The sequence below is a fragment of the Coleofasciculus sp. C1-SOL-03 genome, from assembly GCF_040220555.1.
Classification (GTDB): domain Bacteria; phylum Cyanobacteriota; class Cyanobacteriia; order Cyanobacteriales; family Coleofasciculaceae; genus Coleofasciculus.
This window is the reverse complement of record NZ_JAVJUO010000027.1, coordinates 13,728-34,899: the sequence shown is the minus strand read 5'-3', so window position 1 is coordinate 34,899 and position 21,172 is coordinate 13,728. Positions and strand designations below refer to the sequence as shown.

Here is a 21,172-nt window from a genome sequence, read left to right as displayed (position 1 = left end):
CCATACTCCCCCACCAAAATTGTTCAAGGAAAGTAGTACATCCTGCCCTGCTTTCCTCCCGTCGCTAAAAGCGAGGGTTTCCAGCAGGTTTTTTAAAGATGACCCGCATTGGGGTAGTCACCATTGGCAGAAATGAGGGACAGCGACTGATCCGTTGCTTGAAATCCGCGATCGCACTCCTTCCCCAGGATACACCCATTATATACGTGGACTCCGGTTCCACCGATGGCAGTGTAGAAGCCGCTGAATCCCTGGGTGTTCAGGTAATCAACCTGGATATGTCCCTCCCGTTTACCATGGCGCGGGGACGCAACACGGGATTTAGGTATCTAGTCGAACAGTTCCCCGATATCAAATACGTCCAGTTTATCGATGGCGACTGCGAACTTATCCCCGGCTGGATTGAACAAGCCATCGAAACCCTGGATAATGATGATAAATTAGCGATCGCCTGTGGACGACGGCGGGAACGCTTCCCGGATGCCTCAATCTATAACCGCCTCGCTGATATGGAATGGAACACGCCTGTGGGTGAAGCCAAAGCCTGTGGTGGGGATGCTTTAGTCCGCGTTGATGCCATTCGAGAAGTGAACGGCTACAATGAATCCCTCATCGCTGGGGAAGAACCAGAAATGTGTATCCGCCTGCGTCAACGGGGCTGGAAAATTGCCCGGATTGATGCCGATATGACCTATCATGATGCGGCAATGCTCAAGTTTAGTCAATGGTGGAAACGCTCTATCCGAGGCGGTTGGGCAATGGCAGAAGGTGCGGCGATGCACGGTAAACCACCAGAACGGTATATGATTCGGGAAAGTCTCAGTGGTTGGATATGGGGACTATTTCTCCCCCTAATTGCTATTGGTCTTGCCTGGTTCACATCCGGGCTAAGCCTCCTCCTATTTCTCGGTTATCTCGTCTTAATGGGACGAGTCTATCAATATCGCCGAAACTATGGTGATCCCCCTGCCCATGCTCGATTGTACGCGCTTTTCTGTGTCCTCTACAAGTTTCCCCAAGTCATCGGACAGATAAACTATTGGTTAACCCGTTGGCGAGGTAAACCAGCAACGCTGATTGAGTACAAAACGCCAATCATTGAAGGAATCGAACCTTAATTGGGTTAGGAGTCGGGGAGAATGGCAAATGCAGCAGAAATACCATCTAAGGATTTCCAATTTTATTCTCATCCCCAACATCAGCAGGATCAGTGGGTTATCGGTGAGGTATTTCCAGGTAAACGCGACGGATTCTTCATTGATGCAGGTGCTGGACCCGATGGGATAAAGTATTCCAATAGCTACGCCTTAGAGAAACAGCTTGGCTGGAACGGTATCTGTATCGAACCCAACCCTAACCGATATCAAAAAGTCCGGCAAAACCGTTCCTGCTATGTTGAACCCGTTGCTCTATGGGATGAGTCCACTGAACTACAATTTAACCTGAATTTGGATATACCTGGCACTAGCGGTGTGGTTGAGGAAATGAGTCAGTCCCATCGCCGCCTTTATTACGGGGATCAGGTACGATGTCAAGACATTACTGTCAAAGCCATCCCACTCTCAGACTTACTCAAAAAATATAACGCGCCCCAGTTCATTAACTACCTGAGTATGGATATTGAAGGGGCGGAATATCGGGCGTTACGGAATTTCCCCTTTGATGAATATAGGTTCGGGTGTATGACCATTGAGAAAGGTTCAAAGCATTTGCAGAAACTGCGTCAGCTTCTGTTGTCCCAGGGGTACAAGCTGGTTAAAGTTAAAGGAGCAGACGATTACTGGGTTCATTCCAGCTTAGACTATCACTTCCCCTTGAGGACAAGACTTGGGGTGACTATGCGACAGTGGGTACAACGGATACGCCCTCTTAGCCCTTGGCGATGAAACTTGTCAACCCGTAAAATGGGGTTTGACTGTTGACTGGCGGGTTGTTTCTGCCACCCTGGACTACATATTTAACAAAACCTCGGTAACGAAAGGAGTAGAGTGTTCATGGCGACAGCGCTGAAAGCAGCAGTAATTGGCACAGGGGGAATCTCGAAGGAACATTTAAATTTTCTGCAAAAGTCTGAACGGGCGCATCTGGTTGGTGTCTGTGACCTTTCCCCAGCGGCTGCGAACTATGCCTGTCAACGGTTTGGCGCTGACTCGGCTTATTTAGATTATCGCCAGATGCTGGAAAAAGCCAAGCCGGATGTGGTTCATGTTCTTACTCCGCCTCAAACCCATAAATCTATTGCTACCGATTGCTTAGAAGCAGGGGTTCACGTCATCTGTGAAAAACCAATTACGCCAACTTATGCCGAATTCAAAGAACTGTGGTCAATTTCCCAGAACTGTGAACGCCACCTAATCGAAGACCAAAACTATCGCTTCAATGAACCCATCCTCGCCATTGAACAACTGGTTGCAGCGGGAACCCTGGGTGAGGTACAGGAGGTAGAAGTCCGCATGTCCCTGGATATCCGCAGCAATAGTCCCTACGGCGACGCCAATCTCCCACATCCCGTTCACAAACTTCCCGCTGGCGTGATTCATGATTTCATCACTCACCTCTCCTACCTCGCCCTGCGTTTCCTACCCGATTGTGAACGAATTAGCGCCGCTTGGAGTAATCATGGCGGTGATAGCTTGTTTAAATACGACGATTTTGACGCCACTATCATTGGCGGTTCAGTGCATGGGCGGCTGCGATTTAGTTGTTATACCCAACCCGACTGTTTCATGGTTACAGTACGCGGCTCAAAAGGTTATGCTGAAACTGATCTGTTTCAACCATACCTGCGCTGTGTCGTACCTCGCTCCGGTGGAAAACAACTAACTCCCCTGATTAACCAGTTTGTCAATGGATGGGAATTCATGAGCGCCAGTTTGATCAATTTTCGCCGTAAGATTCTCCAAAAAACGCCCTACGAAGGGTTACAGCGGCTACTTGACCAAACCTATCAGGCGTTAATCGAGGGGAAGCCCTTACCCATCAGTTTCGAGGACATGGAACGGACAAGCCGTCTAGTTGAAGCCTTGCTTGCGGAGGAAAATCGCCGATGAAGTTATTGATCACTGGTGCATCCGGTTTTCTGGGAAAATATATTGTGGCTGCAGCCCTACGCCAAGGGCATCAAGTCCGGGCAGTCGTCCGCCCCGCTAGTGACGAAACCCGTCTACCGTGGCACAATCATCCAGAGGTAGAGTTAGCTCGTATTGATTTGCGTCAACGGCGGGGAATTGCCGATGCACTCCAAAATGTGGACGCGGTGATTCATCTGGCGGCTGTCAAGGAAGGAGATTTCTACACCCAGTTTGCGGGTACAGTTATCGCCACGGAAAACCTGCTGGAGGCGATGACACAGGCAAATGTGCGGCGACTGATTGGGATTAGTACGTTCTCGGTGTATGACTACCTGCATCGGCGTTCCGGAAGCCTACTGGACGAGGATTCCCCGATTGAACCGAATCCGTTACAACGGGATGAATATGCCCAAACCAAGCTAATTCAGGAACAACTATTCCGCGAGTTTGAACAGCAGCAGGATGGACAAGTCACCATTATCCGCCCTGGTATGGTGTATGGACGAGATTGCCTCTGGAATGCTAGCCTAGGCGGTCAACTGGGTGAAAATTTATGGCTGCGGATTGGGGCGTATGCGAAAATGCCCTTGACGTATGTAGAAAACTGTGCTGATGCTATAGTGGCAGCCACTGAATACGAAGAGGCGATCAGCCAAACCATCAATATTGTGGACGACAATCTCCCCAGACAGCGTACCTACGCCCATGAACTAATCAAGCGCATGGACTCACCCCCACGCACGATTCCGGTGAACTGGACAGTAATGCGACTGATTGCTAATCTAGCGTGGTTTGTCAACCAGTTCTTTTTCCAGGGTCAAGCTAGACTTCCCGGTATTTTAGTACCCGCCAAGTTACATGCTCGGTTTAAGCCATTACGATATAGTAACAAACGGGCAAAAGAAATCTTGCACTGGACACCCAAATACTCCCTAGAAACCGCGATTGAGCGCAGTTGTAGTGATGTCGAGTTACTCGATGTACCCCATCAGACTCCAGCATCACCCACACCTGTAGTTCGTAGTTCGTAGTAAGGGCTTTAGCCTTTCTTCCCGTTCGTAGTAAGGGCTAAAGCCCTTCTTCCACAGGTAATCAATCCCAAGTTACCCTGTGGTGGGCAAGAGCAACGAACGATGATATCAAGGTTTAACAGATTATAAGTCTTGCCCACCCTACATGAATATCTTCTTCCATACGGGTAATAAGTCCCAAGTTACCCTGTGGTGGGCAAGAGCAACGAACGATAATATTAAGGTTTAACAGATTATAAGTCTTGCCCACCCTACATGAATATCTGGCTTTCAATTTACATTAATACCAATGAGGGCGCACGTCAGTGCGCCCCTACCAGTGTCTCTTTGAGAACATAAGCTAGCCAAACCCCTCTTTTTTTCATCCCTGAATCCATGCGAATTGCCTATTTAACCGGGATTTATCCTAGGGCGACTGATACATTCATCCAACGAGAAATCGCTGGCTTGCGAGAGAAAGGTGTGGACGTATCCACCTTCTCGATTCGTCGTCCCGGTGATGAGCAGATAGTCGGTACAGAACAAAAGACTGAGCGTGACCAAACCTTCTATATCTTACCCCCAAACCCGATCGCGCTGCTGTTTGCCCATATCCGGCTTCTGTTCAGTTCACCGATACGTTATTTCAAGGCATTAAAATTGGCATGGTTAACCAACCAACCCGGTTTACGCGGCACACTTTACCAACTATTCTACTTTGCCGAAGCGGGTATTCTGGCACAACAGATTGGGACCAAGCAAATTCAACACCTGCACAACCACCTAGGAGATTCAAGCTGCACCGTCGCCATGCTAGCGGCGGAACTGGGGGGCTTTACATTCAGCTTCACGATGCATGGTCCCTACATCTTCTTTGAACCCTACCGTTGGCGGATTGATCAGAAAATCACGCGATCGCTCTTTGTGATCTGTATCAGTCATTTCTGTCGTAGTCAAGGGATGCTGTTTGCCCCTACTGACACCTGGAATCGCCTGCACATTGTCCACTGTGGGGTTGATCCCGCTTTATTTAATCTAGTTTCCCACAACCAACCCGGTAAACGACTGCTGTATGTGGGGCGACTCTCCGCCGCTAAGGGGTTACCTGTCTTACTCGAAAGTCTGGCGGCGTTAAAATCCTCCCACCCAGAGATTACCCTCACTGTTGTCGGTGATGGTGAGGATCGGGAAGAACTGGAACAGATGACAGCAAGGCTAGAATTGAATGGTAATGTAAAATTCGTCGGGTATCAATCTCAGGCAAAAGTTAGGGAGTATATGCAGGAAACTGATGTATTCGTCCTCCCCAGTTTCGCCGAAGGTGTCCCCGTTTCCCTGATGGAAGCCATGGCAGCGGGTGTCCCTGTCGTCGCCACCCAAATTGCGGGGGTGAGTGAGTTGGTGGAGAATGGCGTGAGTGGCTATATTGTACCTCCAGGAGATTCTACCACCTTGGCTGAGCGAATTAAAATATTACTCACTGAACCTCAGCGACGTACTCAATTCGGTGCTGCTGGAAGAGAAAAGGTGGAAACAGAATTTAACCTGAATCATGAAGTCGCCCGCTTGTATCGGGTAATGACGGCTGCCCTTGATGGTAAGATTGAATCTATTCGCCCAGAGGCTTTTTGAAGGTTGGGCGGACGCAAGTCGTTCATTGATTGGTGACGCCTTCAATTTAATCCCTAAACTCGCCCCTACCAATGATTGATGACGAATAAAATCATATTAGCTTCTGATGCTTGCCTAGAATCACAAACCTATAAAAATAAAGGTTTAAATCATTTTTATTAACAAGATTTAACCCGAAATAATATAACCTATCGTAGGGGCGACCCGCTGCATAAATCAACAACACCCATCCTCTCAATTTTATCGGGTCGCCCTTTACCAAATTGGGTTGGGTTATCTTATCCTGAACCCTATTGTTCATTTAGCGGTGGGGAGGGCGGGTTTCGTTGTTCAGTTATCGGTAAATAGCTGAATTTAATCCCTAAACCCGCCCCTACCAATGATTGATGACGAATAAAATCATATCAGCTTCTGATGCTTGCCTAGAACTGAAGTTCCCCCAGCCTAAAAATCAAAACTGGCTCACCGTGCGGCTTTGAGCGATTTTTTAGTCGCCCTACATGGGTACAATCGCTGAAACCCTGATGTAGCGTAGGTTTCAACCGATCTCTTGTCATATTGCCAAAATAGCGCGATCGCGCTATTTTGGCAAGTGCTACATGGGTACGATTTTTGAGGGTATTGAGCGCTCCAACCCTTACGGTGTAAGGCTTTAGCCTAGGTGTAGTACATTTGAATGGGGGGAACTTCAGCTAGAATCACAAACCTATAAAAAATAAAGGTTTAAATCATTTTTATTAACCAGATTTAATCCGAAATAATATAACCTATTGTAGGGGCGACCCGCTGCATAAATCAACAACACCCATCCTCTCAATTTTATCGGGTCGCCCTTTACCAAATTGGGTTGGGTTGTCTTATCCTGAACCCGGACAGGTTTTGCTGTTCCGTTATCGGTGGGAAAGGGCGGGTTTTGTTGTTCCGTTATCGGTGAATATATGAATTTAGTCCCTAAACCCGCCCCTACAGATTCCCTAAACCCTAGACGTTCCATCGGAGGAGTCTCTACAATACAATCACGAGACGGAAACCGGGGTTTTCTCCCAACTATTATCCTGGGGCGCGGGCGGTAACCCCAGAAATCCTGAACGTTTGATATGATTGGCGATAATTCCTAGTGTGGGCAAACCAAAGGCATCTAACTGGGTGAGGGTTTGCTTAACTAACGAGTTCTTGGTTTTCTGAATTGCCGTCACCAGCAACAACCCATCGGTGTGCCTTGCCAGATAACTGATATCCATACAACTGGGAAACTCTGGCGTATCATAAACCACCAAATCAAATTTAGTCTTAAACTCCGCCATAAGTTCCTGCATTTGCGCCGAGGCAAACCGCCGCGTCAGATTCGGACGGGGTTGACCTGCGGTTAATACAAACAGATTATCAGAAATCGGCGATCGCTCGATAAAATCATGAGGCATCAAATTATCTGCCAGCAAGTCACTTAACCCTTTGGCATTGGGTAAATTCAACTGCTGATGCATCTGAGGATGCATTAAATTCGCATCCACCAACAGCACCCGTTGACCCATTTGGGCTGCGGTTTGGGCTAAGTGTAACGCCACGGTGGATTTCCCATCCCCCAACGCCGCTGATGTCACACTTAGGGAACGAATCGGGCGGTCTGAAAACAGAAACCGGATGCTGGTATAAATAGAATCAAAGGCTTCCAGAAATGTCGCATCCGGATAACTCTGATCCCCAGTTTCTGTATCCTGCCTCGGATTCTGATTTTGATAAGCCGGAACTTCACCCAACACGGGCAAATCCGTCGCATCCTTAAGATCTTCTGTGCTATAAAAAATATCTCTAATTTTTTCTTGGAGAACTCCTAAGCCCAGACCTAAGACGACTCCCCCCATCATACCCATCAACAGCAGTTTGTCAGAGGATTCCGCCATATTGATCGGATTCCCGTATCGATCTCGGGCAACCTCCGGTTCCGATAGAATTTCCCACGGCAGTTTATTCCCCGCCTCCTCAACTTGGAATGTTTCCCGCTGCCTTAAAAGTTGATTCAACGTCTGTGTCGCCACTTCCAACTGCCGCTGGAGTTCGGTATACTGACGGATAACCTCAGGCATTTGCTGAGCTTGCTGGGCGAATGCCGCTCTCGTCTGGGCTAACTGCTGACTGCGTTCTTCCAACAGTTGAATTTGGTTCGTTGCTTCCACCAGTTGCTGAATCAGCCCCATACGAACAGAATTCTGAAACGTCATCACATCTGAATTATTGGTGGTGGTTTTGAGGTTCTCACCAATAATCCGCTGGGCTTCTTGATTCAGCAGCGCTTGTAAATTCTGTCGCTGTTCCTCTAGGGCTTGCATCCGGGGATTATCTGGCGCAAACCGGGCAGATTCAATAGCAATCTGACTCTCGACTTCCTGAATTTTTCCCAACAACCCTTGATAACGCGGGTCTTGGCTTAAGGCGGATGAGGCAATCGCTTCCTCTGGAGATAATCCTAACTGTTGCCGCAAATTAGTCGAGAGGGTTCTCAACTCCCGTAGCTCTTGTTGGGTGGCTCGCTGTTGATTTTCAAGATCCCGGACTTGAGCAAGTAATTCTGCCCCTTTAGATTGAGGCTCAATCAGGTCATAGCGCTCTTGAATACTCTGAATCTGTTTCTGATAGTTATTGACGCGCTCCTGCAATTTTGGCAGTTGCTCATCGATAAATTTAACCCCTTCACTAATACTGCTCTGGCGTTCTTCCAGGCTATACTTTAAATACTTTTCAGCCGTTTCCTCTAAAACTAACTCAGCCAGTTTAGGATCAGAGCTTTGATAATTCACTGCCAGAATCTTAGTTCCTGAATTTCTCCCTCTTCCGACAGTGACCTGTTCAATAGTTAACCCTTTTCTTAAAGCACCGACACTAACTTTACCAGGATATTGCGCTTCAATTTCCTCTACCACTGGTCCGAGAACACCCACTCCCTTTAAAATTTCAATCTGAGTGGGGTAATCCAAGCGAAACATTTGCTCACTCGGCACCCCACTGGTGCGAGCCAGGGCGCTAGGGTCACTTGCCCGTTCTTCAGTGGTTACGGGTTCCACTAATAGACGAAATCCCCCCGCATAAATTGGGGGTTCCTTAGAACTCACATACCAAGCGGCTGCAGTCGTCAGGGTGGTCAAGCCCGCAATCAGCCAAGCTTTCCGCTTCGCGGTTCGCAACAAGGGACGCAAATTCAATCCACGTTGAGGAGTCGCTGTCACCTCATCAGTCAAATCCGCAGACAATGGCGGATCATGTCTATCGCCCTTGCCGTTTGATGAAAGTGGAGAATCCCGTTCTATTTCCATGTTGACCTCTGTCACGTTGACTGTACCGCACCCAAACCCTTCTTTTGCAACAGTTCCTGGCATGTCTATTATGCCAGACCATTGAGCCAACTGTCTCTATCCTTAGGTGTCTCACACAAGACTTTTCCCAAATGGGCTAGTACAAGAAGGCAGAAGTCCGAAGGCAGAGGGCAGAAGGCTATAAGGAACCTATGGCAGCTACTTTTAGGCAGTTTGTTCGCTGGTTAGTTATTTCTGCCGCGCTGCACTAGTCTTCTCAATCCATTTTAAATGAAACCCCAGATGACCATCAATAAAGGTTTGATAAAGCAAAAGGCAGAGGGCAGAGGGCAGAGGGCAGAAGGCTCCAAGGGAAAAGATTGACTGGTCAAGGTTTCAGTACCTTCCTTTGTCCTCATCGCCTGGGCGACTGCTATAAAGTTTACTTCCAGGAGGGAACAGGGAATAGGGAACAGGAAGAAGAACCCCGCGCTTGTTGACAATCTTTGACTCAGTGAACCAAATTTATATCCAGGTGTTTAGAATAAATGAAACCTTTACTAGGTCATCATTTTTTTTAAGGGGTGAATCCCTATCCTAAAACGGAGCTTTATAAAGCTTTAACTTTTGTTTCAGAATCAGCCACAAGAAACCGACATCATCAACAAAATATCGTTTCCACAATCGTCTCGGTTCCAGCATAAAACGATACAACCATTCTAAACCAATGTCACGAAGAAACTTCGGCGCTCTTTTGACATTGCCCGCTTCAAAATCGATCGTTGCACCGATTCCCATAATTATTTTAATATTGGGATTAAATTTGTTCTTGTATTTACTGATAAACAATTCTTGTTTCGGTGCTCCAACTCCTACCCCCAACATTGTAGCGCCTGACTCGTTAATCAATTGCACAATTTTGTGGCATTCTTGTTCATCGTTTTCAAATCCCCATGGGGGTGAATATTCGCCTACAACAATTTCCCGACCGATTTTAGCGTTGATTCTCTCTTGAGCCTTCTTAGCTACGCCCGGAGCGGCTCCTAATAAAAATATGCGAATATCGGGATTATCTTTGTGATAGTGGCAAAATGCGGGAAAGATGTCTGATCCCGCTAGTTTCTCTTTGAAGGGAGTTCCCAAAAATTTAGAAGCGTAAACTAAAATTTGGCTATCACATATTACATAATCAGCCGTTTTATAAGCCTGCAAAAACTGTCGATTGCTTTGTAATTTTATGAGGTGATCGACATTCGGGGTAAATACAATACCCTGCTTTAATCCCTTTAAAAACTCATCTTTATAAAAATTATCAATATCCAAGTTAAGGATTTTAACTTTTTGGCGGACTGAAAGACCGTTATCTTGATTAGCTAGAGGCATCGGCATAACCTCGGGTTCCGGTGTAAACTGGCTGTCCTGTTGGTCTTCCATTGAGCGTGGAACTAATGATGAGTTCATAGTAGAGGCAACCTCACTAACACTAATGTTAGCTTATGCTTGAATTGAATGGCGGTTGGTTCAATTGAAAAAGTCTTGGCAGAAAATTCAATCGGTCAGCCGACTGATGTTCACAGGGGTGGCTGGTGTTAGCGGATACCCTATAGAAGATGGTCTACCTGCCTTTCCCTTTACCCAGAATGAAAGATTAATGGATTTCTTAACCCTATATCTGGTGGGACTCTTAGCGGAAATACGCCACCCTGGCATCCAAACCCTGCGATCGCAGCTGATGAGACAGACTTTCGGCATCGTTGCGATCCGCAAATGAGCCAGCATTGACAAATTTGCCCCGCCCGGAGTCGGCAGTAAATGCCCTGGACACATATCGTTGCACTCGGGTGAGTGTATCTCCGTTGTAAATGGGGATAACAACCACATAACGATTTTGTTCTAGCGTCGGGATTAACCCCAACGCCTGAAGTGTGTCTTGACTTGCCACACCATCGGGAAATAGGTTATTCGCCTCCTGAAACTGCTCAACGGCGTTCTGAGTTTGGAACCCATAAATGCCATCGACAGGACCAGGATCAAAACCTGCCTGTCTTAACTTTAGCTGAAGTTCAAAGACATCTTGACCGCGATCGCCAGGACGCAATTCTCTCAACCTAGACGGTTGCGTCTCAATCGGAGGCGGCGGCGTCAGTTGTCCTCTGGGAGGCGGTAAGACGTTTCCGATAGTAGGAGGAGTGGGCAAGGTGCCAATCGTTGCACTGGCGGGAGGTAAAGTAGTTGCTAGGGGAGAATCTAAGGGAGAAATACGAGTAAAGTTATCAAATAAGGCAGATTGAGTGCGTTGACCGACGATTCCATCGGGAACCAGCCCATTGCTGCGCTGGAATTGCCGGACAGCATTTGTGGTGATTGGACCGAAATAACCTGTGGGTTGCCGATTAAAATAGCCTAATTTCCGCAAACGCTGTTGAATCTCAATGACTTGAGAGCCACGATTTCCGGGCTGTAGTGTTTGGGCTACAGCTTTGTCTGTAAGTCCTAAGTTGCTGAGAATGACGGCGAATAATAGCCAGTGAAATGGTACAGGGGAAGGCTTGGGCGATCGCCACCCATCCCCATTGACACGTTCTCGAACCACCTCGGCTTGGTGTTCCGACGCCCAGACCAGATGGCTATAGGTAAGGGTTTCCATAGGTTTCCTAGATAACTTTTATGGCTAGTTTATCAAGCTATCTGGAAAGAGTAGTAAGTAGGTGGGAAAAATTCCAGTTAACGGTAGGGATCGTCATTTGTCTTATGTCATTCGTTGATTAGGAACTCTCTTCCCAGTTTCTCCCCCTGCTCCCAGACGTAGCATGCTACGTCTCTACATGGCTTCCCCTGCTTCCCCTGCTTTCTAACCCACCACAAGACTTATTCAGCAGACCCTATATTAATCCCGATCGCTCGATCAGAACAGCAGACAGCGCGGCTATACCTGTAATTGTCAAAGCTAATAGAGGGTGTTGACCCTGACTCACGGCAAACGAGGTGACGATTCCCGCGCCCAATGCGGCGGTAATTAATGCCGTCCAGATATCTTTATTTGTATTTTTGTGGTACATGCGTATTTTTGGTGAAAGGGTTTTGCCTTAATTCAGACCGATTTTCTCACCGTACCACTCTCTTTTGTTGAACTGAAGTCTTGGCTGAATTATTGCAATCAAGATTTAAATTTAGCTAACTTTCTTAATATAATCTCGATGTTACGATATATCCTTGTCAAGATAGTCAAGCCATTGCCATGGATGGGAATGGTCTGTGATGACCAGTATTTAAGTGGACATGAGATTAATCATCAGATTGAGGAGTGATCAGGATGAGGATAATTAGTCAGTGGAGTAAGCCAGCGGCACTCTTGGCGTTAGGGTTGACTGTAGCAGAAGGTTTAATGGCAACGGCGAGTGTCGCTGTTGACGCCAGACAGACGCCGTTGGTGACTGCTTTTGTTCATACTCAAGACAATGGGGAAAATAGCTATAACCCGACAAGTTCTTTTCTCCTCACCCAGGGATTGAGTGGGCAATGTCGGGCGGCGGCGCGGTCAATTTTTATCTACGCGGAACGTTCAACGGCTAATCCGATTCGCGCCTTACAAGCCGATGAACAAGTCATCCTGGCTGAAGCGAGTGGTAGGGAGGGTTGGATTGCGATTCGTTCTCCGATTAGTGGATTTGTCCAGGCGAAAGATCTTAAGCCTTGTGCGGGGAATTCTGGGACTACGCCCTCACCCACACCACCTAACCGTTGTCGCCGAGTAATTTATGAAGACGATGAAGGGTTAGCGATTCGGGAAAGTCCCACCACGAATTCAGCGAGAGTGGGTGGCGTCTTCTTTGGCGATCGCGTCACTCTTTCTGATCCACCCCAATTTAGATTAGATGATGCCGGACGGGAATGGGTCAGGATTACCGCCCCAACTGCTGGTTGGCTATCCAATGGATTTCCGCAACTAGGCGATATTAATCTAAAGGCGTGTTTCTAAAGGGAACAGGGAACAGGGAACAGGGAACAGGGAACAGGGAACAGGGAACAGGGAACAGGGAATGGGCAATGGGCAATGGGCAATGGGCAATAGGTAAGGTAGAGTTTTGAGTTAACCTCCCCTATCTCCCCCATCTCCCCCATCTCCCCCATCTCCTTCACTCCACTCGCTCAACATTTCCCGCCTTGACCCAACCTTCTTGTTCACTACCCGACAAGCGTACTCTCTGCCATTTTTTATCATCGCTTTCTTTGAGGATGATAATTTCCTTATTGTAGGCTACGCCACCAATGCGATTGGCATTGAGACTGGGAGAATCGCGCAGGCTTAATCCTTCGGGCCAAGTTACCCGCGCCTCATAAGCGCCAGGGGGTAATTCTTCGGGTTCTGGGGATTCACTGGGAGTGGGACTAGGACTAGGACTGGATTTCGGTTTCTGGCTAGATTGGGCGGGTTTCTTTGCCGAATCGGGAGATTCTGATTTGGCTTGCTGTTCTTCGGCAAAAATGGGTTTAGCGGGATTCGCTGACAATTTGGTGAAAAAGTAATAGCCGACAGCGCCCCCCCCTGCCAACAATATGACAATACCCAGAATGAACCCAATAAGAAATTTGATAATACCTGATAAGCTCATAGCAGTTGTTATGGATTATTGGTCATTTCATCGCACTACGCATTGAGGTTAGGATAATAACATTGAGTGAAAAGGCAACAGGCAACAGGCAACAGGCAACAGGGTAATGTCCTAATGTATCTTCGTCGTGCTATATCTTTTCGGTCACACTTAAACGTTAGTCAGGGCGGGTTTTGTATAAACCTTACTCTCAACAACACAAAGCAAGTTCCTAAACCCGCCCCTACAGATGTGCCATGGTATGCCTCTACATTCACGCACCCGGTTCCTGCCAACGAATTGAAGGATCAAAACCATGCCCCCAAAGGTGATGAAGGGTCACCACTCAAACCTGACAACCTCTACTGTAGTTGACGCTGAATCCGGCTACTTAAACGATTATCTCTTGACGCCATCCGTGCTTTTCCCGCCGCCGCCCAGTCTTTGAGAAATTGAATTTGTTCTTGGGCGGTACGGGCAAGGGGAACGATTTGGCTGGCGGCTTCTAATATATCATCGGTGGTAAAGTCTCGATTTTGACTAAAGCCAATGTGCATGGCTTCGATCAGGGTTTGTTCAATTTCTGCGCCGGAAAAGTCGGGGGTTTCATACGCGAGTCGTTCTAGATCATAGTTCTTCAGGTTATGAGGGCGCAGTCGCCCTAAGTGGAGTTCAAAAATCGCTTGGCGTTCCGCTTGAGAGGGTAAGCCGACAAAGAAGATTTCATCAAATCGCCCTTTCCGCAGCATTTCCGGCGGGAGGGCTTGGATATTATTGGCGGTGGCGACAACAAATACGGGGGATTTTTTCTCGGCTAACCAGTTGATGAATGTCCCAAATACCCGACTGGCGGTACCGGAATCGCCTTTGGACTCTACTCCCGCAAAGGCTTTGTCAATTTCGTCAATCCAGAGAATACAGGGGGCTAAAGCCTCGGCGAGTTGAATCATTTGGCGGGTGCGGGATTCAGATTCGCCGACTAAGCCGCCAAATAAACGCCCAACATCTAAGCGTAATAGGGGCAGATGCCAATGGTGGGCGATCGCCTTAGCGGTTAGCGATTTTCCGGTACCTTGGATTCCGACTAATAGTAAGCCACGGGGATGGGGTAATCCATAGTGTCGGGCGCGTTCGGTAAATGCACCGCCTCGGCGCAGCAGCCAGTCTTTGAGGTTGTCTAAGCCGCCAATATCGGAAATTTGTTCGCTGGTGGGGTAATAGTCTAAGATTTGGGTTTGCCGAATCGATTGGCGTTTTTCCTCTAACACCATTTCCACGTCATCGGGTTGGATTTGTCCCTGCGCCGCGATCGCGCGGGCTAAGACTCGGCGTATCCGTTCTAAGGATAACCCTTGACAAGAGCGCACCAGTTCATCTAAAACTTTGTCGCTGAGGGATTGACTGGTGGCGGCGACTAAGCGACTAATTTCGGCTTGGATTTCTGAGACATCGGGGAGGGGAAACTCTTGTACCGTCAGCACTTCGGTTAAGTCTGGGGGGATGGCGACTTGGGGGGTAACAATGACGATGTTTTTCGGCTGGGATTTGAGGAGTCGCGCCAGGTTTTTCAGTTTGCGGGAAATCGAGATATCCTCCAGAAAGCGGTGAAAGTCTCTGAGGATAAAGATAGACGGGGCGTTGGCGGGGATTTTCTCAACAAATTCTAAAGCCTGTAAGGGATTGCGGCGTCCAAATCCTTGATCATTGGGGTTCCCTTGATAGCCATCGACAAAATCCCACAGATAAACCGCCCGTTCACCCAACCGTTGAGCCGTCTGGGCGATCGCGACTTCGGCTCGTTCTTCTTCCAGGGTGGGGATGTAAATTAGGGGATAGCGGGCGCGTAGCAGCAGCTCAAACTCATCATTAAAACTCATGGGATCTTGGCGGGAAATGCAACAACTTTAAACCGAATCAGTCACCACACCTCATTTTACCTGCATTGATTGAAATCAGAGGAGGGCGGGTTTTGTCTCTCAGTTAGGAGGAACAATCCAATTAATCCCCAAACCCGCCCCTACCTTCTACATGGATGTTGACCAATGACCAATGAACAATGAACAATGAACCATTACCCTGGCAATTTTCCCTTCAAAATCTCCAAAGCATCCCAACGTCGATCCGTGGGCTTAGTGCTATCGTTCTCATCCATGACAATTCCTGGACAGTTGGCGTCACATAACTGTCGGGGCGGAATTTCTAGACACAACTGCTCATAAAGCCAACTACTGGGATCAAAAAACCCTTGAGGATGTAAGGTTTCCACCAACTCCTCCAAGGGCGTTTCGCGTTCCAGAACACCCTGATCCCTTTGCTCGGCGGCTTCATCTAACCAAACCAGTTCCGACACATCCACCGTTAACCGATGATTGTACTGCTGTAAACAACGGTCACAGGTTAGGGTAATAATCGTTTCCGCTTGCGCCGATACTTCCAAATAATTCCCTTGATGCTGAACTTGTAAGCCTCCTCGCACGGGGGTTAGCGTTTCTAAATCGGGCAGGAATTCATTGACCTGAATCACCTCGGTTTGCTCTGGTAATTTAAGCAATCCAGGAATATAAATTGCTTCCATGATGCCACTCCTTTGCTGCCAACAAACCACCCTTACCCCCGATTTTAAACCCTAATCGCCACTCAAGGACGCAGACGCACCACCAAGCGGCGGTTTGGTTCTTGACCCTGACTGTGGGTTTCTAAATCGTCGCATTCCTTGAGCAACGTATGCACTTGACGGCGTTCGGCGGCGGAGAGCGATCGCAGTTCATACTCTTGACCCGTCTCCCGTACTTTCTGCGCCGCCTGATCTGCCAGTATCCGGAGTTCCTCTTGACGCTGTAGACGGTAACCATTGAGTTCAACGGTATATGCCGCCTGATCCGCTAATGGCTTACCGAGGTTAAGCGTTGCATTTGCCAGATACTGTAGCGCATCAAGTACCTTACCATTAACGCCAATCAGGGCTTGAATCTCTGCCTCGCTCAATTGGCTTTGATCAATGGTTAACCAGTAGTTTGCTTTACTCTCTTGGTTCTCATCAGTGACTTGCACTGTCGCCGACACATTGGATAAGCGTAGCAACTCTTCTAGCCACTGCTGACCTCGCTGCTGATTACTCATTAAAACCGGTACTCGCATCAAGATATAATCCTCAATTGAGTGTTTAGATGAAACCGTGATAAGCGGTTTTGCAGATAATCCAGCTTGGGGAAGTGGCTGGAAGTGCTGATCAGAATTAGGCTCAGATGGTCTAGTCAGCTCTTAGTTACGAACTTGTCTTCGCTCTTCTCCCGGTTCAACGAAGTAACCGGGAGACGCTGACAGCTAACTTGACGCTTTTTTCTTGGAACGTTTCGGTTCAAATGGCAGTGATTCTCGCCCTTCGCCGGACTTGTCCTTTGATTGGGTTTTCCGTTCCGCTTTTTCTTGCTCCTCTACCATTTTTTGGATATTGTCCGGTAGGGGTTCTCGCATCAAAATGAAGGATTGCAGCGTCTGAAAAACGTTAGCAATCACCATGTACATCAACACCCCGGCGGGTAAGGGGAAGAAGAAAAACATCCCGGAGAATAACACTGGCGTAATTTTATTCACCGTATTTTGCTGGGATGAACCACTCGGAGCATTTTGACCGGTGAGAATCTGGTTTACATACAAACTCACGCCGAAAAATAGAATCATGCCCGCAATATCCCAGTGGATTTCGCCATCATCTCCAAAGGCACCCACTCGCCCTAAGGCATTAATAAATAGGAATCCTCGCTCCGCCGCCAGTCCGGGAATTGTCGCCTTTAGGGTGACGTCACCCGGTTCTAAGGCTTCCAATGTGCCATCTTCGGCAAAGCGCACCTTGTCTTCGCCTTTGGTGATTTCCCATTTAGGCACAATTTTGGTGTCTGGATATTCCTTCTCCAGGGTACTGAGGGATTTTCCTTCAACGGATTGAAAGTCGATTGGGGTTTTCTCGCCCACCACTAACCGATTACCACTAGGTAATACGGCGGCGACGGGTGAATGAACCCCATCAGCAAAGTAAATATTTTGGGGTTTGGTGGCAAAGGCTTGGGGTTGGATGAACTCCATTTTCTCCCGGGGAAAGATTTGCACATCCACCGTGTAGTTCACATTGGAAAACGGTGATCCCCGCAATGTGGCAAATAGGGCAAACAAGACAGGCATTTGCAGCAGCACAGGGAAACACCCGGCTAGGGGATTACCAAACTCCTGGAAGAGTTTGCTCATCTCCTCTTGTTGTTTTACCTTGTCATCGCCATAGCGTTGCTGAATTTCCTCTTGCCGCTTTTTCATTAAGGGTTGGGTAATTCGCATGCGCCTCATGTTGCGAATGGAGCCTGCGTTCAGGGGATAGAGAGCAAAGCGAATTACCAGGGTCAGTGCCACGATGGCAAGACCGTAGCTTGGCACAATCCCGTAAAAGAAATCCAGGATTGGCAGCATGACGTTGTTGGAAAGAAACCCGATACCAAAATCCATTCGTATAAAGTCAACCTAGGCGCTGTAACGTTTTCTGAATCTAATTTATCGAATATTGGCAGCAATGGGAGGCAATGTCGTGCAATTGCCCAAGGGATTCTCCACGCTTTCACTCGATGGGGGCGGCTTTCAGGCGATCGCCCTCTTGGGCAGTCTGGAGAATTTTAACGGGCAACTGTATTCCAAGATACAGAAAATTTTTAGAGTCTTTACACCTGACCCCCGACGAACATTGCTTCCCTACTTACCGCCGTTATACTCTAAGCCTTAACCGAATCTAAGGGCTTACCCGTTTTGGTGGACACTTTTTCAGCGATGTAATCGTAAATTTCGCGAAACCGAGGCATAGCCCGCAGTTCTAAACGGCTATTATCTTTCAGGATAACCACAATATCGCCCCACAGACCGATACCACGGGGAACTTTCCGCAGTTGGGCAATTTCAGAGTAGATAATATCCGTGCGATCGCGCCCTTGCCATCCTCCTGTCACGGAAATGCGGCGATTGGTCACCCGATAGCGCAGCCACAATGCTCGCACCACGGCGCCAATGGTTAAGGGTAAGGCGATAACCGTGAACCCCAACAAAATGTTTATAATCAAATCACCGATATGGGGACCCCCCTCATAATAGGTTTCTTCCTTAATGCCCATTTATGACCTCAGCATCTACCAATAACTGCTCTAATTCTTGCAAAAATTGAGCATATTCGCACTCTAAGGCGTTAGGACGCACGCCAACGATGACGTGCCAACCCGGTGTCAGTCGCGGCAATAATTGGCGCAAAGCGGCTCGTATCTGCCGTTTCAGGCGATTACGCACAACGGCTTTTTTACTGACTTTTTGGCTGACGGAAATACCGATGCGAGTGGGAGGTAAATCGGGAGGATTGAGCTGTAACTTGTCTGAACGGAGACCCTTCTCATGGCTAACCTTAGGCAAATGCAAACCTCGCACGGTTAAATGACGTCCATAGCGACGAATTCCTTTTTGGTATACTGCCTTAAAATCTCGCCAATGCTTGAGTCGATTCGCCTGGGGCAACAATTGTTATTTGTCCTTGGTCATTCGTTAGGGAACGGGGAACAGTGAACAGGGAACAGGGAACGGGGAACAGGTAATTTAGAATTCCCCCCACCCCATTACCCCATCACCCCGACTAGGACTAGGTGACATTACACCGATAAACGATGACGTCCCTTACTCCGGCGGGCTTTAATCACAGTTCGACCGTTTTTGGTTCGCATGCGGGCGCGAAATCCAGATTTTCGTTTTTGCTTGCGGTTAGTACCGCCTAATGTGCGTTTTGTCATTGTGGTTGATTGTTTATTGTGCTACCCAACCCCATCGGGATATAGGAAAAAAGTTCAACGAGTTAGACAATTTTCCCATTTGACCCTAGAGTCACAATCTATCATCTTAACATTTCCAGATGATAATTTACTTCATCCATTCAGGTGAGAACTAACTAACGGTAACAATCCAAACTCCCAGAGGACGGGGTAGGGGAATATCACCGGGAGTCCACACCAGACATTCAAAGTAGAACGTACCGCCAAACCGGGGATTTTTCAAATTAGACAAGACGATTTCCACCTTTTCTTGGGCGGGAATTGGCTGTTGCATATAAATCTGAAGCTGGTAATTGTCTTTATCCCAGTTCACCTCAGCAATGGGTAGGGATTCACCCTTAACCCTGACTTCAATCCGATCCGGATCAAATTTTCCGGTGTAATAGTCTGGATAACGCAGGTCAATCTGCTGCACCGCCAATTCCATCTTTTTGCTGGGAATCCTCAGTTTCAATCGATCCCAACCATCAGCCTGACCACCATAGTCAAAATGATACCTGAGAATATTTTCCCGTTCCACACCGCTAAAAATCGTCAGTCCGGGATTACTCTGAGCCAAAGTCCGGACAGCTACGCCGGTGAATAAACAGCCTGTTAAGGCAACGGCTGAAACCAAGCGTCCTAGAGGAGATTTGCGGATAAACATAAGTAGGGAACCTTTCGCTGTAAAAAAAACTAAGATTTTCACTAAACTTTACAGTTTTTGACTGTAGCAGATTTCAGATACATTTAACCTGGAAAAATCTGGCTATTGCTGGAAGTTTCTGGGTACGGCACAATCTGGAATGAGACGATCATGCCAGATGCGGAGGTATCTCTCAAAGCCTTCAACAGTCACACAGTAGTCAGGCGATAGTGCAGACGCTCAAGATGTGGGAAAAGTGTCTTAGGTTCATCTCCCGCTTTCCCTGGGAGCAGAGGCGCTAGTGCGTAAAACTGTCTCACCACCTCTCCCACCAGTAGAGACTCCTCCAGTGGAACGTCTGGCTGGGAGCTAAAGACAAAAGGACAAATGACGTAGTTGGTTTGGACAAAAGTGAGTTATGACCGTCTTGACTCTCCACGTTGACTCCGCTAAAGTGTCTGGCAGCTTACATCACCCTCGGGTTCGGCTTTGTCCTATCTGTAGTTAAATATACACAAAATTGGCAAAAAGCGGCTCATACTTCTGATGAGTATTACAGAGCGCGAAGGTGAAAGATAAAATCTATGCTAACTCGACTGAGTTCAGTATGGCTGGAAATAAAGAATAGCTAAAATCTCCCTAGCACCAGAAACACCAAGATTTATTCGGTGTGAACAGATGAGGTTCACTTGACTCTATTTTAGTTGCCTTGATCTAAGTTGATTGGGAGTATGTCAAATTTGCAGATAACGGGATTGTTAACCCAGGGAGTTGGGTTTCGTTCCAAGGGCCCCCCACCGACAAAGGTGACATATACCCAAGTTGATTGATGTATCATATCGAAATTGCTAAGACAAAATAAAAATGCTCAGGTGAATAACACAATTAACCTTAGACTAGAAAATTGTTAGCGGTTTGAATTTGCTCGTTGAGGCTGAACAATTGCAGGGAGAGGGATTGACGGTTTTTGTTCAAACGTCTCACCCTTCAATTTCAATGCACAAGATCTGACTCCATGGCTTAATTCAGGAATAGTTTCTACGCGATATTAGGGATGAGTCGCCCAGCCAAAAAGACGCTGGGTCTTCTCCAAAAGTGAAAGAGTACGT

21 protein-coding genes are annotated in these 21,172 nt (G+C 47.7%); 7 read left to right on the top strand and 14 right to left on the bottom strand.

Going from position 1 to position 21,172, the window contains the following annotated elements; genetic code table 11:
* Positions 1 to 98: 98 nt before the first annotated feature.
* The 5 genes from RIE73_RS04315 (at position 99) to RIE73_RS04295 (ending at position 5,713) form a co-directional block, all read left to right on the top strand.
* Complete coding sequence (locus RIE73_RS04315; RefSeq protein ID WP_446400017.1) at positions 99 to 1,118, top strand: glycosyltransferase family 2 protein; 1,020 nt, start codon at positions 99 to 101, stop codon at positions 1,116 to 1,118.
* Between the two features lie 21 nt (positions 1,119 to 1,139).
* Positions 1,140 to 1,886: an FkbM family methyltransferase gene (locus tag RIE73_RS04310; RefSeq protein ID WP_446400016.1), complete on the top strand. Its 747-nt coding sequence runs from the start codon at positions 1,140 to 1,142 to the stop codon at positions 1,884 to 1,886.
* A gap of 108 nt (positions 1,887 to 1,994) precedes the next feature.
* Positions 1,995 to 3,050, top strand: a complete 1,056-nt coding sequence (locus RIE73_RS04305) for a Gfo/Idh/MocA family protein (protein ID WP_446400015.1) — start codon at positions 1,995 to 1,997, stop codon at positions 3,048 to 3,050.
* The gene (locus RIE73_RS04300; RefSeq protein WP_446400014.1) at positions 3,047 to 4,102 is read left to right on the top strand and encodes an NAD-dependent epimerase/dehydratase family protein; all 1,056 of its coding nucleotides are present in this window, start codon (positions 3,047 to 3,049) and stop codon (positions 4,100 to 4,102) included. The genes RIE73_RS04305 and RIE73_RS04300 overlap by 4 nt, the downstream gene beginning before the upstream one ends.
* A gap of 375 nt (positions 4,103 to 4,477) precedes the next feature.
* Positions 4,478 to 5,713, top strand: coding sequence for a glycosyltransferase family 4 protein (locus RIE73_RS04295; RefSeq protein WP_446400013.1), 1,236 nt, complete (start codon positions 4,478 to 4,480; stop codon positions 5,711 to 5,713).
* Positions 5,714 to 6,419: 706 nt separating this feature from the next.
* On the opposite strand, the gene RIE73_RS04290 is transcribed toward RIE73_RS04295, so the two are convergent.
* The 5 genes from RIE73_RS04290 to RIE73_RS04270 all read right to left on the bottom strand — a co-directional run bounded on the left by RIE73_RS04290 (position 6,420) and on the right by RIE73_RS04270 (position 12,059).
* Positions 6,420 to 6,707, bottom strand: coding sequence for a hypothetical protein (locus RIE73_RS04290; RefSeq protein WP_446400012.1), 288 nt, complete (start codon positions 6,705 to 6,707; stop codon positions 6,420 to 6,422).
* Between the two features lie 22 nt (positions 6,708 to 6,729).
* The gene (locus tag RIE73_RS04285) at positions 6,730 to 9,084 is read right to left on the bottom strand and encodes a GumC family protein (protein WP_446400011.1); all 2,355 of its coding nucleotides are present in this window, start codon (positions 9,082 to 9,084) and stop codon (positions 6,730 to 6,732) included.
* A 513-nt stretch (positions 9,085 to 9,597) separates the two neighbouring features.
* Positions 9,598 to 10,383, bottom strand: coding sequence for a WecB/TagA/CpsF family glycosyltransferase (locus tag RIE73_RS04280; RefSeq protein WP_446400092.1), 786 nt, complete (start codon positions 10,381 to 10,383; stop codon positions 9,598 to 9,600).
* A gap of 301 nt (positions 10,384 to 10,684) precedes the next feature.
* Entirely contained in the window at positions 10,685 to 11,647 is a 963-nt protein-coding gene (locus RIE73_RS04275) for a peptidoglycan-binding protein (RefSeq protein ID WP_446400010.1), read from the bottom strand.
* Positions 11,648 to 11,882: 235 nt separating this feature from the next.
* The gene (locus tag RIE73_RS04270) at positions 11,883 to 12,059 is read right to left on the bottom strand and encodes a hypothetical protein (RefSeq protein WP_446400009.1); all 177 of its coding nucleotides are present in this window, start codon (positions 12,057 to 12,059) and stop codon (positions 11,883 to 11,885) included.
* A 254-nt stretch (positions 12,060 to 12,313) separates the two neighbouring features.
* Between RIE73_RS04270 and RIE73_RS04265 the strand changes: the two genes are divergently transcribed.
* Positions 12,314 to 12,979 carry an SH3 domain-containing protein gene (locus RIE73_RS04265; RefSeq protein ID WP_446400008.1) on the top strand — a complete coding sequence of 222 codons (666 nt, stop codon included), beginning with the start codon at positions 12,314 to 12,316 and terminating at the stop codon, positions 12,977 to 12,979.
* Positions 12,980 to 13,136: 157 nt separating this feature from the next.
* Here RIE73_RS04265 and RIE73_RS04260 read toward each other — a convergent pair whose 3' ends face one another.
* From RIE73_RS04260 to yidC, 5 genes are all read right to left on the bottom strand, one after another.
* A complete protein-coding gene (locus tag RIE73_RS04260; RefSeq protein ID WP_446400007.1) occupies positions 13,137 to 13,613 on the bottom strand; it encodes an SH3 domain-containing protein in 477 nt (158 codons plus the stop codon).
* A gap of 341 nt (positions 13,614 to 13,954) precedes the next feature.
* Entirely contained in the window at positions 13,955 to 15,469 is a 1,515-nt protein-coding gene (locus RIE73_RS04255) for an AAA family ATPase (protein WP_446400006.1), read from the bottom strand.
* Between the two features lie 194 nt (positions 15,470 to 15,663).
* Positions 15,664 to 16,167 (bottom strand): YceD family protein, encoded by a 504-nt coding sequence (locus RIE73_RS04250; protein ID WP_446400005.1) that lies wholly within the window; start codon positions 16,165 to 16,167, stop codon positions 15,664 to 15,666.
* Positions 16,168 to 16,229: 62 nt separating this feature from the next.
* On the bottom strand, positions 16,230 to 16,712 hold the full coding sequence (locus RIE73_RS04245; RefSeq protein WP_446400091.1) for a Jag family protein: 483 nt from the start codon (positions 16,710 to 16,712) through the stop codon (positions 16,230 to 16,232).
* Between the two features lie 204 nt (positions 16,713 to 16,916).
* Positions 16,917 to 18,086: a membrane protein insertase YidC gene (yidC, locus tag RIE73_RS04240; RefSeq protein ID WP_446400004.1), complete on the bottom strand. Its 1,170-nt coding sequence runs from the start codon at positions 18,084 to 18,086 to the stop codon at positions 16,917 to 16,919.
* Between the two features lie 64 nt (positions 18,087 to 18,150).
* Here yidC and RIE73_RS04235 point away from each other — a divergent pair, with 64 nt between their 5' ends.
* A complete protein-coding gene (locus RIE73_RS04235; RefSeq protein ID WP_446400003.1) occupies positions 18,151 to 18,357 on the top strand; it encodes a hypothetical protein in 207 nt (68 codons plus the stop codon).
* Here RIE73_RS04235 and RIE73_RS04230 read toward each other — a convergent pair.
* The 4 genes from RIE73_RS04230 to RIE73_RS04215 all read right to left on the bottom strand — a co-directional run bounded on the left by RIE73_RS04230 (position 18,347) and on the right by RIE73_RS04215 (position 20,084).
* On the bottom strand, positions 18,347 to 18,739 hold the full coding sequence (locus RIE73_RS04230; RefSeq protein ID WP_446400002.1) for a PH domain-containing protein: 393 nt from the start codon (positions 18,737 to 18,739) through the stop codon (positions 18,347 to 18,349). The two genes, RIE73_RS04235 and RIE73_RS04230, sit on opposite strands and share 11 nt — an antisense overlap.
* Complete coding sequence (gene rnpA, locus RIE73_RS04225) at positions 18,729 to 19,133, bottom strand: ribonuclease P protein component (protein WP_446400001.1); 405 nt, start codon at positions 19,131 to 19,133, stop codon at positions 18,729 to 18,731. Before rnpA ends, RIE73_RS04230 begins: the two co-directional genes overlap by 11 nt.
* A 128-nt stretch (positions 19,134 to 19,261) precedes the next feature.
* Positions 19,262 to 19,399, bottom strand: a complete 138-nt coding sequence (gene rpmH, locus RIE73_RS04220; RefSeq protein WP_446400000.1) for a 50S ribosomal protein L34 — start codon at positions 19,397 to 19,399, stop codon at positions 19,262 to 19,264.
* A 151-nt stretch (positions 19,400 to 19,550) separates the two neighbouring features.
* Positions 19,551 to 20,084, bottom strand: a complete 534-nt coding sequence (locus RIE73_RS04215; protein ID WP_446399999.1) for a DUF2808 domain-containing protein — start codon at positions 20,082 to 20,084, stop codon at positions 19,551 to 19,553.
* Between the last annotated feature and the right edge of the window lie 1,088 nt (positions 20,085 to 21,172).